Source organism: Streptomyces sp. 6N223, assembly GCF_052246635.1.
GTDB lineage: Bacteria > Actinomycetota > Actinomycetes > Streptomycetales > Streptomycetaceae > Streptomyces.
On record NZ_JBQQCA010000013.1, the window covers coordinates 1 to 13551 of the forward strand.

The following is a 13551-nucleotide window of genomic DNA, read 5'->3' on the forward strand; positions in this document are numbered from 1 at the left end:
CCTGGAGTGCGGCGATGCCGTCGGGGATGGAGTCGTGGCGGAATCCCGCGGTCTTGGAGAAGACGAGGATGTCGTAGGCGGGATCGTCGGGCGCCGCCGAGGCGCCGGAGGCCGTGGTCGGTCGCGCCGAGGCGCCGGAGGCGCCCCAGGCGGCCGCCGCCGGCAGCGCCGCGGCGCCCAGGGCTCCCGCGACGAGGACGGACCGCCGGGTCACATGCTTGGACACGATGTTTCTCCCTTCACTGGTGAGAGTCGCCCGAGGCCGTGTCGCCGGTGGCGAACGTGAAGTCGTCGACCGCGAACAGGGCCCCACTGCCGGTGGGACCGGTGAAGACCAGGTGGAGCGTGGTGGTCCCGGCGGGGGCACCCGACAGCGCGGTCGTCACGTCCTGGAAGGTGTTCGAGCCGCCGGTGTTCGCCACCTCGACGCTGCCGAGGAGGTCACCGGTGGGGGAGCCGGCACGGACCTCGATGGTCCCACCGGCACCGCCGGAGGAGACCCGGGCGGTGAACTCGGTGGCGTCGGCGAGCACATAGGGCTCGAACGCGATCCAGTCGCCGTCGTTGATGTAGCCCACCGCCAGCCCTCCGTGCGCGTTGCTGCGACTGGCGAGCTGAACGCCCTTCTGGGTGCCGAAGTGCTCGGCCTGGCGCTGGCTGGGCTGGGTGACGTGCTGGTCGTTTACGGTCAGCCCGTCCGCGCTGGTGTACTTCGCGTCCCAGACGCCGAAGATGTTGGCGTTGCCGTCGTGCCCGGCATCGGCGGGGACCTGGAGCGTGCCGGAGCAGCCGGTCTCGGAGGTCAGGTGGTGACCGTGGCTGTCGTGGCCGAGGATGAAGGCCACCGTGACCTTCGAGCAGTCGATCTCGTCGGCCGCGGGGTCGGTCACCGTCACCTCGAACGGCACCTCATCGCCGAAGTCGACGATCTGGCCGTCCGCCGGCAGCTCGAGGGTCACGGTGGGACCTGACGGCTGGGCCGAGGCTCTCGTCTCGGCCGAGGCCGTCGACAGCACCGTGACCGCGCCCACCGTCGCGAGCAGCGAGCCGGTCAGCGCGGCGAGGGACACTTTGAATCCTCTGTGCATGTGAGTCCTCCTTGAGAGCAGTGAGCCACCTGGTGACGCACTGCCTGTACAGTCCGCGCGCCGCGCCGGGGGCTCCGGGGTTGGCTGGTGAGCGTGAGATGACGGGTTCGGTTCCTCATGGGGCGCCGGCCCAGGGCCAGCCGCAAGGGGCTGTTGGACAGAGGACTGGCCCTGGGAGTCCCGGCGCCGCGCTACTTGGCTCCTGTGTGCTCGATTCGGTACACGGCGCTGTTCTCGTCGCCCCCGCCCCAGCCGGTGCCGTAGTCCAGGACGTACAGCGCGCCGTCAGGGCCGAACTCCGCGTCCATGAGCTGGGTGCCGGACCAGGGGAAGTCGTTGATGGCGGCGGGGCTGCCGTCCTCGCCGATGTCGATGTTCTTGATCCACCGGCGGCCGAACTCCATGGCGAAGAAGTCGCCGTCGTACTCCTCCGGGAACTTCACCGCCGAGTCGAGGTCCGCGTCGTACTGGTAGACGGGACCGGCCATCGGGGACTCCGAGCCGCTGCCGAACTCCGGGAAGGAGCCGCCGTCGTAGGAGATCCAGCCCGGCTGGGCGGGCGGAAGGGAGGTCTGGCCGGTGTTGTTAGGCGAGTCGTTGGTGGGTGCCGAGCAGTCGAAGGCGGAGCCGGAGGCCCCGGTGGCGAAGTCGTAGTCGATGTACGGCTGGTTGTCGCCGACGCAGTACGGCCAGCCGAAGTTGCCCGGCTCGGTGACGCGGGCGAACTCGACCATGCCGCCCGGGCCGCGAGCGGGGTTCGAGGTGCCGGCGTCCGGGCCGTAGTCGGCCACGTAGACGACGCCGGTCTCCTTGTCGACGCTCATCCGGAACGGGTTGCGGAAGCCCATGGCGTAGATCTCGGGCCGGGTGTTCTCCGTGCCCGGCGGGAAGAGGTTGCCCTCGGGGATGTCGTAGGAGCCGTCCTCGTTGACCGAGATCCGCAGGAGCTTGCCGCGCAGGTCGTTGGTGTTGCCCGCCGAGCGCTGGGCGTCGTACGCCGGGTAGCGGTTGCTCCGCTCGTCGATCGGGGTGTAGCCGTCGGAGGCGAACGGGTTGGTGTTGTCCCCGGTGGTCAGGTAGAGGTTGCCCTCGGCGTCGAAGTCGATGTCGCCGCCGGCGTGGCAGCAGATGCCGCGCTCGGTCGGCACGTCGAGGACGGTGACCTCGCTGGCGAGGTCGAGGGTGTGGTCCTCGTTCAGGGTGAACCGGGACAGCCGGTTGACGCCCTTCCACGCCTCGAAGTCCGCGGCCGAGCCCTCGTTCGGCGCGTCCCCGGGCGGGGTGTCGAGCGGCGGCGAGTAGTAGAGGTACACGAAGCGGTTGGTGGCGAAGTCCGGGTCGACTCCGACGCCCTGGAGGCCCTGCTCATCGTGGGAGTAGACAGGAATCTGCGCCGCGACGCTGGTGGTGCCCTCGGGGTCGGTGACCCGCAGGGTGCCGTCCCGCGAGGTGTGCAGCACCCAGCGGTCGGGCAGCACCGCCAGCGACATCGGCTCGCCCAACTCGGAGACCCCCTTGGCCAGGGTCACCTGCTGAAACTGCGCCTGCCGCGTGTCGACCGTATCGGCGGGTTCGGCCGAGGCCGTCGACAGCACCGTGACGAAGCCCGCCGTCGCGAGCAGCGAGCCGGTCAGCGCGATGAGATGCCTTTTGAATCCTCTGTACATGTGCTCCTCCTAGTGGGGGTGAGTTGCCCGGTGAACCGGCGCGTGTCCCGTCCGCGCGCCGCGCCGGGGAGTGGCCCCGTGGTGGCTGGTGAGCGTGAGATGGCGGATTCCTCGCGGGCGCCATCGCTGCCCGCACGCCCTCTCTGCGGCTCTTCGCCCCCGGCCGGGTGGTGCGTCGTCGAGCGGGTGCCGCCCAGGACCAGCCGCGAGGGGCTGTTGGGCAGAGGGCTGGTCCTGGGAGGTACCGACGCCCCGCCACGCGGTCGCTACAACGAACCGCTATGGCACGGCGGGCGTGGAGCCGGACTATTCCAGGACCGCGTCCCACGCGGTGCCGCCGCTGGTGGCGTCGGCGGAGAGGCGGTCGCGGGCGGTGGTGTCGCCGTACAGGCTCCAGCGGAACCAGTCCAGCATGGTGTTGGTGGTCTGCGGATACGTCCCGGCCTCGCGGTACAGGTACTCGCCGTGGCCCTGGCCGAGGTGGGTGAGGAACCCCTTGGGCCCGGGCCATTCGTCGTACGCCTGGCGGGCCGAGGAGTAAGGACAGGTCCCGTCCTGGTCGCCGTGGATGAACAGGACGTTGGCGGCGACCTCGGGCGCGGGGTCGCCCATGTCCACGCAGGCGATCGGGACGGCCGCGACGATGCGGTCGTCCGGCCAGGCGGTGAGCAGGCCGTGGGAGGTCATGCCCCCCAGCGAGTGGCCGGACACCCCGACCCCGGCCTCGGTGTCGATGTGCCCGGCGAGCGGGTCGTCCGCGGCGTCGTTGAGGGCGAGCGTCAGGGTGATGATCTCGGAGACGTCCATCGACTGGGTGCCGTTGTACACGTCCGGCGGGCTGCCCGTGCCGGGGAAGCTGGGGGAGGGGACGACGAAGCCGGCCTCGGCCAGCGGTTCGACCTGTGCGTCGTAGCTGTCCGCGTTTCCGCCGTACCCGTGGCTGAACTCGACGACGGGGAAGACGCCGTCGGCGATGGGGGCGTCGCGGACCGGATCGCCGCCGGGGGTGCCGGTGGCCGGATAGTAGACGTGCGTGGTGAGCTGGCGGTCGCCGCGCGTCCACAGGTACTCCCGCCACCCGATGGCGAACGGCTCGGCCGGCGCCTGCCGTGGGGAGGGGATCCTGGTCGCCGGACCGGCGAGGGACTGCTCGGCACCGAGCACGCCGGCGCCGAGAGTGGCTGCTCCGGCCGCGCCAAGTCCCAGGAGGGTGCGCCGTCGCATCGACATGGTGACTCCTGTGGGGGGTGGTGTGGGGGGATGGGGGTTGGGGGGACGTTGGTGCCGCCGCTGCACGTGGTGGCTGACGCGAGGTCAGTGCGCTGGAGCGAAGGTGCCGGAACCTGAGACGAAGCGGTGGCTGACGGCCGGGGTCGGGGCGAGCGGCCGGCCGGCGGAGGTCCCCTGGAAGCCCCTGGGCAACTGCCGTCGGCTGGCGGCGGCCATGGCCGCGCTACCGAAAGCGGGCTTCGGTCCACCCGGGGCCGCGATCGCGACCAGATGGCGCGGGCGGCAATGACGCGCTGAAGCGAACACGGAACAACTCCACGGCGGCTCGGCCGGTGGGGACCACCACGGCATTCCTGTGTCCTCAGAAGTCCGGCAACCTGGCCGTGCGTGGGGGAGCCTCACCGGAACAAAACGGATGGTGCGCGTGCTTGTCCTGCCATGGTCCGTGGGACGGGCACAGACCGATGCAACCAGCTGCACGTCCGACATGCCGAACGCTCAACTGATTCTTCAGACGAGAGGGATCATAAGCGCGCCGAGACATCAGTCAACATACGTCGTACGAATTTTTTTATCGAACACATGCGGACCGAGCGCTGCGACATGCGGCCACCCGGCAGCAAGGCCCCGCAGTCTGCGGCGAGCGTCGCCACCTGTCGACCGCGGTGGGACGGGGCAGAACGAGCGTCACGTGCCGGGCAGATCGGCGAGGGCGGCGACCAGGCCGAGGGCGGCGCAGACGCCGAGGGTGCGCAGGACGCTCCAGCGCAGCCGGAAGATCAGGACGGCGGCGACCACGGCGATGCCCAGGGACGTGGAGCGCACGGTGGTCAGGTCGGGCAGGTGCAGGTCCAGCGGGCCGGTGGTGAGGGGTTCCACGTCGGTGAAGAGGGTGTGGGTGGCGAAGTAGAGGGCGAGGTTGGCGATGACGCCGACGACCGCCGCGGTCACGCCGGCCAGCGCGGCGGACAGGGTGCGGTTGCCGCGCAGGCGCTCGATGTGCGGGGCTCCGAGGAAGATGAACAGGAAGCAGGGCACGAAGGTCACCCACGTGGTCAGCAACGCACCCAGGAACGCGGCGGCCCAGGGGGAGAGCGAGCCGGGATTGTTGTAGGCACCGAGGAAAGCGACGAACTGCACGACCATGATCAGCGGGCCGGGGGTGGTCTCGGCCAGGGCCAGGCCACGGACCATCTCACCAGGACCGAGCCAGCCGTAGGTCTGCACGGCCTGCTGGGCGACGAACGCCAGGACGGCGTAGGCGCCGCCGAAGGTGATCAGGGCCGTGCCGGAGAAGAACAGCCCCTGGGTGGTGAAGACGCTGCCGGTGCCGGTCAGCACGGCGACGGCGGCCAGCGGCAGCCCCCACAGCACCAGCCCCACCACCAGGATGCGCCCCGCCCGGCGCCACCCGGCCGGCGCATGGTGCAGTTCCTCGTCCGCGATCACCGGCGGCGCGCCGTCGCTCGCCGCGGCATGGCCGGCCGCTTCCGCTGACCGGGGAACGTAGCGGGCCAGCAGCCACCCGGCCGCCGCCGCGGCGGCGATCACGACCGGGAACGGCACGCCGAAGACGGCCAGCGCGGCGAACGCCGCGCAGGCCAGGGCGATATGGCCTGGATGGGTCAGGGAGCGGCGGCCGACCCGCCACACCGCCTGGGCGACGATCGCGGTCACCGCCGGGGCCAGCCCGGCCAGCAGGCCGGTCACCCAGGTCATCTCGCCCCACCCGACGTACAGCACGGACAGCGCCAGCAGGGTCAGCACGCCGGGCAGCACGAAGAGGGTGCCCGCTGCCAGGCCGCCCCGGGTGCCGTTGAGCAGCCAGCCGGTGTAGATGGCCAGCTGCTGGGCCTCGGGGCCGGGCAGCAGCATGCAGTAGGACAGCGCGTGGTTGAACCGCTGCTGCCCGATCCACCGCTTCTCCTCCACCAGGGTCCGCTGCATCACCGCGATCTGCCCGGCCGGCCCGCCGAAGGTCTGCCAGGAGATCGCGAACCAGGCCCGCAGCGCCTGGCGGAACGGGATCAGATCCCGCCGGTGCGGCGTCTCGTCCGGCGGGCGGCGTATGGGGTCGGCAGCGGTCACCGGCGGCACTCCTCTGTCTTCTCTGTTTCGTCTGTTTCGTCTGTCTTCGGGCGGTGAGGGGTTTGAGGCGGGCGGGAGCGTCGACGGGTTGGCCTGTCCGCGCCCCTCGCGTGCCAGGGACCGCCGAGCAAGAACAATGTAACCGTGGTTGCATTATTCTTCCAGTGGCCTGACGACGCCCTGGAGTGCACTGGAGTGAAGGAGACTGGTGGCCATGCGTCCGCACACCCCCCCGGACCGGGCTCGGTTCGCACTGCCTCCGATCGCCGGGGCAACGGGTCCCGAGCCGCGGGAGACCCGCCGGTGACCGCGTCCGGGGTCGGCGGGCAGTGGGTGCTGCTGAGCTACCGAGTCCCGCGCGAGCCCTCCACCCCGCGCATCACGATCTGGCGGAAGCTCAAACGCCTCGGCGTCGCCCAGCTGTCCGACGGTCTGGTCGCGCTGCCCGCCGACGCCCGTACCCGCGAGCACCTGGACTGGATCGCAGACGAGATCCTCGACGCCGGAGGCACCGCCACCGTCTGGCTCGCCCACCCCACCAGCGCCGCCCAGGAACGCCAGCTCGCCCAGACCATGGCCGACGCCCGCACCGCCGAATACGAGGACGTGCGCGACCAAGCCGAACAGGCCCGCACCGCAGACGAACCAACCCGTCAGCGGGTCCTGCGCAAGCTGCGCGCCGAACTGCGGCGCATCCACCGCCGCGACTACTTCCCCCCACCCGCACGACGCGCCGCCGAGGCCGCCGTCAATGCCCTCGCCCCCGGGCATCGAACCGAACCCCGCACCAAGGAGAGTGAGTCCGCATGAAGTGGGCCACCCGCGCCGGCATCCACATCGACCGCGCCGCCTGCGCCTGGCTGATCCGCCGCTTCATCGACCCCGACGCCGCCTTCGTCTTCGTCACCGACCCCGACCAGGTCCCCGGTGACGCCACCCCCTTCGACATGCGCGGCGTGGAACTTGGCCACCACCACGGCGACTGCAGCTTCGAGACCATCCTGCGCCGCTACCAGCTCGCCGACGACCGCGCCTTGGAGCGCATCGCCGAGATCGTCCACGAAGCCGACCTCGACGACGAGCGTTTCGACGCCCCCGAGGCTCCCGGCCTCGACGCCATCCTCCGCGGCCTGTCCATGATCGGCGACGACGAGCACACCCTGACCGTCACCCGGCCCGTCTTCGACGGCCTGTACGCCTACTACCAACGCGCCCACCTGCTGGGCCGCGAACCCGCCTGACAGGCGCGACCAGCTCGGTCGCACTGCCTCTGATCCTCGGCGCCCCGGATCCTGGTCCTGGCCGCTCGGCGGTGTGCCCGGCCGCCTCTCAGCGGCCAGGCACACCGCCGATCCCTCACAGGTGGTCAACCAGCCACGGGCCACCGAGAAGAACGCAGGCGACCCCCGCGACCAGCCCAGCGGCAACCAGCAGCCCGCGCATGAGCGGAGACATCGGACCAACTCCTTCACCCACACGTGATCCATCACCGCTGCCGGTGCCGACCGCGTACCCGAGCGCATAGTGGCGTGCTTTTCCATGATGCATCCACCGCCGCCACCGGTCGGTGAACCTCACACAGGCAGCAGGAACAGGCTCAGCGGCGTGGACAGCAGTCCCGCCGCGAGGGCGAGGACGGTCAGGCGTCCGGCGGCCGTGGCGCCCGGGGGAGCCGGGGCCAGCAGCCGCGCCCTGCGCGTGCGCAACGCCGTGTCCGCCGCGCCGAACCCGCCCGCGGGCGTGGCGAGCGGCGGGCCGGCGTTCTCGAACCGCGTCAGGGCACGGGTGAGGTCGCGGGCGGGCAGCCGCCGGCAGCAGGCGTCGTCGGCGCACATCTCCAGCAGCAGCCGGACGGCCGCCACCGCCTCGTCCAGCGGCGCGCTGTGCGGGATGAGGCGACGCCAGGCCAGCAGCGGCAGCAGCACCAGGTCGTGCCGCTGGCGCAGGTGTGCACGCTCGTGTGCGATGACGGCCGCCAGATGCTGACGTTCGAGCGCGTGGAGGGCCCCAGTGCTCAGCACGATGCTGCCGTGCCGCCCGGGCAGGCAGTACGCCGCCGGGGCCGGGTGGTCGAGGATCGCGACGCCGGGCAGCGCGTCGTCGGAGCGGGCCACGAGCGCGAGCAGGTGTCGGTGGCGTCGCCGATGCCGTCCGGCCGCCAGCCACGCCAGGGACAACGCGGCGATCCGGCCGCCCACGCAGGCCGCGCCGACCCCGAGGGCGAGCGGACCGGCCGGGCCGAGCGGCACGTTCGCCGGGTCCGCGGCCAGCCGCAGCAGCCCGGGCAGCAGCCCCTGGTTCTCCGGGGCGAAGGCCGCGGAGAACAGCAGCCCGAACAGCGACAGTTCAAAGGTCACGCCCAGCGCCTGCCACAGCAGGAGCGCGGTGCGGGGCATGCGCGCCACCCACCGGGCGCGGGCCAGCGGCCGGACGGCCGCGACGCAGCCCACCAGCAGCACGGCGAAGTGCAGGACGTGGCTCACGGCTTCGGGCCACCGTCGCCGTCGGCGGACTCCGCGTCCTGGGCGTCCCCCAGCTTCTCCAGCGCCTCGCGGAGGGCCTGCGCCTCGGGGGTGGAGACCGCGTGGGCGAAGTGGACCAGGACCGCCTCGCGGTCCCCTGCCTGTCCCAGGGCGTCCATCATCAGGCTGCTGACGTACGCCTCCCGGCTGGCCGCCGGCGTGTACCGCCAGGAGCGTCCGGTGCGCTCCCGGCGGGCCGTACCCTTGCGCGCCAGCCGGTCGAGCACCGTGATCACGGTGGTGTGGGCAAGGCCCTGATCCGGCAGCGCGGCCAGCACTTCCTTGGCCGTGAGGGCGCCCTCCGCCTCCCACAGCACGTCCATGACCGCGCGTTCCAACTCGCCGGAGCGGCGCATCCGTTCCTTCCCTCCGCGTCTCGCGAGGCGTAACTCTACCCGACGTAGAACAACTGCGCGCCGCCCTGCTACGGTGCCGACCCGAAGCATTGCTCTACACGACGTAGAGCAAAGCGTGCCGTGTCTGGGAGGCGGTCATCATGAACGGTGCGACTCTGGCCGAGGTCAGCAACACGCTGATGCTCTGGGCCCTGGTGGTCTACGTCGGCGCCTTCGTCGCGTTCTGCGCCGAATGGGCCATCGGCACACGCGGCCGGCTGGCGCGCCGCGCCGCACGGGACGCGGCGGCCCAGGCCCGCACGCCCGCCCTGCTGGGCGCGGCGGCAGCCGGATCGCTCGCCGCGCCACCGCCCGAACCCGGAGTCCGGAAAGCCGAGGCTGCGCCCGCGTCACGCGGCGCCCCACCACGCGCGGACGCCGCCGGTCACATCGCGGTCGCGCTGACGATCCTCGGCGGCCTGCTGCACACCGCCGCGACCGCCGCCCGCGGGCTGGCCACCGAACGCGTGCCGCTGGGCAACATGTACGAGTTCGCCACCGGCGGCGCGCTCGCCATCGTCGCCGCCTTCCTGCTCCTGCTCGCCCGGCGCCGGGACCGCAGCCTCGGCGTCTTCGTCCTGCTGCCGGTCACCTGCGTCCTCGGCCTGGCCATCGCCGTCCTGTACGCCGAGGCCGGGCCGCTCGCCCCGGCGCTGGACTCCTACTGGCTGGGCATCCACGTCTCCGCCGCCGTGCTGTGCACCGGTGCCTTCACCATCGGCGCCGTCGTCTCCGCGCTCCACCTCGCCCACCCCCGGCTCGGCGCAACCGCCGCGCTCCGCCTGCCCGGACCGGCGGCGCTGGACCGCCTGGCGTACCGCACCGCCGCGTTCGTCTTCCCGCTGTGGACGTTCGCCATCATCGCCGGCGCCATATGGGCGGAGAACGCCTGGGGCCGGTACTGGGCCTGGGACCCGAAGGAGACCTGGGCGTTCATCACCTGGGTGATGTACGCCGCCTACCTCCACGCCCGCTCCACGGCGGGCTGGACGGGCGCCCGCGCGGCCTGGCTCAACCTCGCCGGATACGGCTGTTTCCTCTTCAACGTCGTCGGTGTGAACCTCTTCCTCACCGGCCTTCACTCCTACGCCGGCCTCTGAGCCCGGCGGGAAGGACCGACCCCTATGCCCTCGCTCAGCGGCATCGCCCGCGCCTGCCACCGACGGCGGTGGACCACGGTCATCGGCTGGCTCCTCGTGGCCCTCACCCTCGCCGGCGTCGGTGGCATGGCCGGCCCGGAGTTCGACTCCGAGTACGCCCTGCCCGACACCGACTCCCAGCGCGCCTACGACGTGCTGGAGGACCACTTCCCCGAACGCGCCGCCGGCACCGGCGACATCGTCCTGTACGCCGACGCCGGCCTCGACAACCCGGCCATCCGCGACCGGGCCGAGCAGGTGCTGGACGCGGCCCGCAGCGCCGACCCGGTGGTCGCCGACGTCATACCCCACACCGACGCCGCCCGCGGCGGGCGCGTCAGCGACGACGGCACGACCGGGATCGCCACGATCGTGTTCACCACCAGCCGCACCGAGGTGCCCGACGAGGCGGCCGAGGCGATCAAGGAACGCCTCACCGCCTTGTCCGGCCAGGGCCTGACGGTCGAGCTGTCCGGCACCATGTTCGCCCCCGTCCCGAGCACCGGGATGAGTGAGACGGTCGGGCTGGCCGCCGCGCTGGTGATCCTGCTGGCCGCCTTCGGCTCCCTGGCGATGGCCGGCCTGCCCATCGTCGTTGCGCTGACCGGCCTGCTGGCCAGCCTGGGCGGGGTGATGCTGCTGACCAAGGCCATGGACGTGCCGGACTTCAGCATGTCCGTCGCGCTGATGATCGTGCTCGGGGTCGGCGTGGACTACGCCCTGTTCATCGCCACCCGCTACCGCACCGCCCGCCGCGACGGCCAGTCGCCGCAGGACGCCGTGGCGACCGCGGCCGGCACCTCCGGGCACGCCGTCGCGTTCGCGGGCACCACGGTCATCGTCTCGCTGGCCGGCATGTTCTTCATGGGCGTGCCCTTCGTCTACGGCCTGGCGGTGGCCTGCATGCTCGGCGTCGCCGTCACCCTCGGCCTCGCGCTGACCCTGGTGCCCGCCCTGCTGGCGCTGACCGACCGCTGGCTCACCCCCACCGGCCGCCTCGAACGCCGCACCACCCGCCGAGCCACCGCCACCGCCACCGGCACCGGCGCGGGGATGGCGCGCCGACGCCCGCTCGCCGTCGCCCTGGGCGGCACCGTCGTGCTGCTGGCGCTGTGCGCCCCGGCCACGGCCATGCGCCTTGGCTCGGCGGACGCCGGAAACGCCCCCGCCTCGGACACCACCCGCCGCGCCCACGACCTCAAGCAGGAGGCGTTCGGCCCCGGCTCCACCGCGCCCTTCATGGTCGTCGCCGACCTCCACGGCGCCACCCCCGGCCAGCTCGACGAACTGGCCCGCGGCCTTCAGAGCACCCCCGGCGTCGCCGCGGTGACCCCGCCCGCGCTCAGCCCGGACGGCCAGGCCGCGGTCATCACCGTCATCCCCACCACCACCGCCCAGGACGAGGCCACCCCCGAACTGGTGCGTGAGCTGCGCCAGGACGTCCTGCCCCGGGCGGCCCACGGCACCGACACGCGGCTGCACGTCGGCGGCGTGACCGCCACCTTCCAGGACCTCACCGACCGGATGGCCGGCCGGCTCCTGCCGTTCGTGCTGGCCGTCGTGGTCATCTCCGCACTGGTGCTGGCGGCGATGTTCCGCTCCGTCCTGCTGCCGGCCCAGGCGGTGATCCTGACGCTGCTGTCCCTGGGCGCCGCCTACGGCCTGCTGACGGCCGTCTTCCAGTGGGGCTGGGCCGCCGGCCTGTTCGGCGCCGGCCGCACCGGACCGCTGGAGAGCTACATGCCGATGACCCTGATGGCGCTGCTGTTCGGGCTGGGCATGGACTACCAGGTCTTCGTCCTCACCCGCATCCGCGAGGCACACGCGCGCACCGGCGACGCCCGTACGGCCGTCGGGGAAGGACTGCACGCCTCACGCCGCGTGGTGCTCGCCGCGGCCCTGATCATGGCGGCCGTCTTCGCCAGCTACACGCTCTCCCCCGACCGCATCATGAAGCAGTTCGGCCTCGGCCTCGCCGCCGGCGTGCTGGCCGCGGCGGCCGCCGTGCTCGTCATCACCCCCGCTCTCCTCCACACCCTGGGGCAGCGGGCCTGGCCAACACATCGGGTGAGGCCCGGGGGGATCCCGGTCAGGATCCCCCCGGGCGCTCGTCCTCGATCAGACGAGGGCGCGGTCCGCATGCGGACGCGCCGTTGACGGCGATGAGGCGGCGTGACGGTGCCGCTCGTTCTACTCGGTTCTACTCGGGCGGCGCGGTGGACTCGAACTGCGTGATGAAGTCCCACGCCTCTCCGGGCACCCAGGTGTTGCCGCTGTCACCGGCGACCCCGTCCGTCGGAGCCGAGATGTGACCCTCGTCGAAGGCGGCCCATACCACCGGATACCCCTCCTGGCAGCCCTCGTAGGCCGTCGTGATGTGGGTCAGGCTGCCCCCTGCCGGTTCGGGCGTGTCCTGGGGGGTGCAGCCGTTGTTCGTGACCCACCTGTCGCGCTGGGCCTCTCCGCCGGTGAAGTTGTCGGCGGTGCCGTGCACCCCCATGTAGGCGACGGGCTCGGTGCCGCCGTCGCACCCGCTGATCTCTCCCGGGGAGGACTGGGCCACGATCGCGCGGAAGACGTCCGGCCGGGAGCAGGCGAGGGAGATGCTCATGGCGCCGCCGTAGCTGAAGCCGATGGAGAAGCGCTGTGTCGTGTCGACGCAGAGATCCGCCTCGATCGTCGCGAGCAGGTCGTCGATGAACGTCACGTCGGCCCCGCCGGTGTTGGCCCAGCCGTTGTCGATGCCCTGGGGCGCGACGAAGATGGTGCTGTTCTCCGCAAGCCGCTGGAGCCCGTAGTAGGCCCAGGTGCCCGTCTCCACGGTGTTGCCTGTGGCGACGTTCTCTGCGGTGCCGCCCCACCAGTGGAGCCCCAGGACCAGCCGGTAGGGCTTGCTGTTGTCGTAGTTGTCGGGAACGTCCAGGATGAAGGTGCGGTCCTGGCCGCTGCTCTGAATCGTGTGGGTGCCGTCCTGCAACGTCGGGGCCTGGCCGCATCCGGCGGTCTCCTGGGCGGTACCGGCATCCGAGCGCGGCAGGCCGGCTTCGCTGGCGGCGCTGGTCAGTGCTGTGCCACCCGTGGTCAGGGCGACAAGTGCCGCGACCACGACAGAACCCGAGAGGAATTTACGCTTCATCATCGCGCAACTCCCTCTCGCTGGTGAAATATTGACATTTCTCCTCCTTCATCGGGGGTGGGGGAGCGCCGGCCGGCCGGCACGCGTGTGTGCGTGCCGGCCGACCGGCGCCTCCCGAGATGGGGTCCGAAACGCTGGCTGAGCCCGCCGGTCAGCCGCCCGGCGCCGAGCAGGGCGCGACGGCGTGTCGAAGGAAGCACGGACTGCTCCATGGCGGCTCTACTGGAGGGCCCACCACACGGCATCGCCCGTCGTCCTCAGGCGTCCGGCAACATGCCGCGTGAGG

Annotated in this window: 9 protein-coding genes and 2 pseudogenes; 4 read left to right on the forward strand and 7 right to left on the reverse strand. The window is 72.0% G+C overall.

From position 1 onward, the window contains the following. The 4 genes and pseudogenes from ACTWQH_RS10835 to chrA all read right to left on the reverse strand — a co-directional run. Positions 1 to 229: pseudogene (locus ACTWQH_RS10835) on the reverse strand (glycosyl hydrolase); the annotation flags it as partial. A gap of 10 nt (positions 230 to 239) precedes the next feature. Beyond that, positions 240 to 2755 (reverse strand): annotated as a pseudogene (locus ACTWQH_RS10840) (PQQ-dependent sugar dehydrogenase). 306 nt (positions 2756 to 3061) lie between these two features. Beyond that, on the reverse strand, positions 3062 to 3985 hold the full coding sequence (locus ACTWQH_RS10845; protein WP_443286220.1) for an alpha/beta hydrolase family protein: 924 nt from the start codon (positions 3983 to 3985) through the stop codon (positions 3062 to 3064). 687 nt (positions 3986 to 4672) lie between these two features. Continuing rightward, complete coding sequence (gene chrA / locus ACTWQH_RS10850) at positions 4673 to 6073, reverse strand: chromate efflux transporter (RefSeq protein WP_443286221.1); 1401 nt, start codon at positions 6071 to 6073, stop codon at positions 4673 to 4675. A gap of 303 nt (positions 6074 to 6376) precedes the next feature. On the opposite strand from chrA, the gene ACTWQH_RS10855 reads away from it, so the two are divergent. Together ACTWQH_RS10855 and ACTWQH_RS10860 are read left to right on the forward strand one after the other, a co-directional pair. Beyond that, positions 6377 to 6883 carry a Chromate resistance protein ChrB gene (locus tag ACTWQH_RS10855; protein ID WP_443286222.1) on the forward strand — a complete coding sequence of 169 codons (507 nt, stop codon included), beginning with the start codon at positions 6377 to 6379 and terminating at the stop codon, positions 6881 to 6883. Continuing rightward, complete coding sequence (locus ACTWQH_RS10860) at positions 6880 to 7314, forward strand: chromate resistance protein ChrB domain-containing protein (protein ID WP_443286223.1); 435 nt, start codon at positions 6880 to 6882, stop codon at positions 7312 to 7314. Before ACTWQH_RS10855 ends, ACTWQH_RS10860 begins: the two co-directional genes overlap by 4 nt. A gap of 333 nt (positions 7315 to 7647) precedes the next feature. On the opposite strand, the gene ACTWQH_RS10865 is transcribed toward ACTWQH_RS10860, so the two are convergent. Both ACTWQH_RS10865 and ACTWQH_RS10870 read right to left on the reverse strand, forming a co-directional pair. Then, the gene (locus ACTWQH_RS10865) at positions 7648 to 8556 is read right to left on the reverse strand and encodes a M56 family metallopeptidase (protein ID WP_443286224.1); all 909 of its coding nucleotides are present in this window, start codon (positions 8554 to 8556) and stop codon (positions 7648 to 7650) included. Then, complete coding sequence (locus ACTWQH_RS10870; protein WP_443286225.1) at positions 8553 to 8951, reverse strand: BlaI/MecI/CopY family transcriptional regulator; 399 nt, start codon at positions 8949 to 8951, stop codon at positions 8553 to 8555. The genes ACTWQH_RS10865 and ACTWQH_RS10870 overlap by 4 nt, the downstream gene beginning before the upstream one ends. 140 nt (positions 8952 to 9091) lie before the next feature. Between ACTWQH_RS10870 and ccsB the strand changes: the two genes are divergently transcribed. After that, positions 9092 to 10090 carry a c-type cytochrome biogenesis protein CcsB gene (ccsB, locus tag ACTWQH_RS10875; RefSeq protein ID WP_443286226.1) on the forward strand — a complete coding sequence of 333 codons (999 nt, stop codon included), beginning with the start codon at positions 9092 to 9094 and terminating at the stop codon, positions 10088 to 10090. A 24-nt stretch (positions 10091 to 10114) separates the two neighbouring features. Then, a complete protein-coding gene (locus ACTWQH_RS10880; protein WP_443286227.1) occupies positions 10115 to 12286 on the forward strand; it encodes an MMPL family transporter in 2172 nt (723 codons plus the stop codon). A gap of 43 nt (positions 12287 to 12329) precedes the next feature. Here ACTWQH_RS10880 and ACTWQH_RS10885 read toward each other — a convergent pair whose 3' ends face one another. Next, positions 12330 to 13268 carry an alpha/beta hydrolase family esterase gene (locus tag ACTWQH_RS10885; RefSeq protein ID WP_443286228.1) on the reverse strand — a complete coding sequence of 313 codons (939 nt, stop codon included), beginning with the start codon at positions 13266 to 13268 and terminating at the stop codon, positions 12330 to 12332. Positions 13269 to 13551 lie beyond the last annotated feature (283 nt).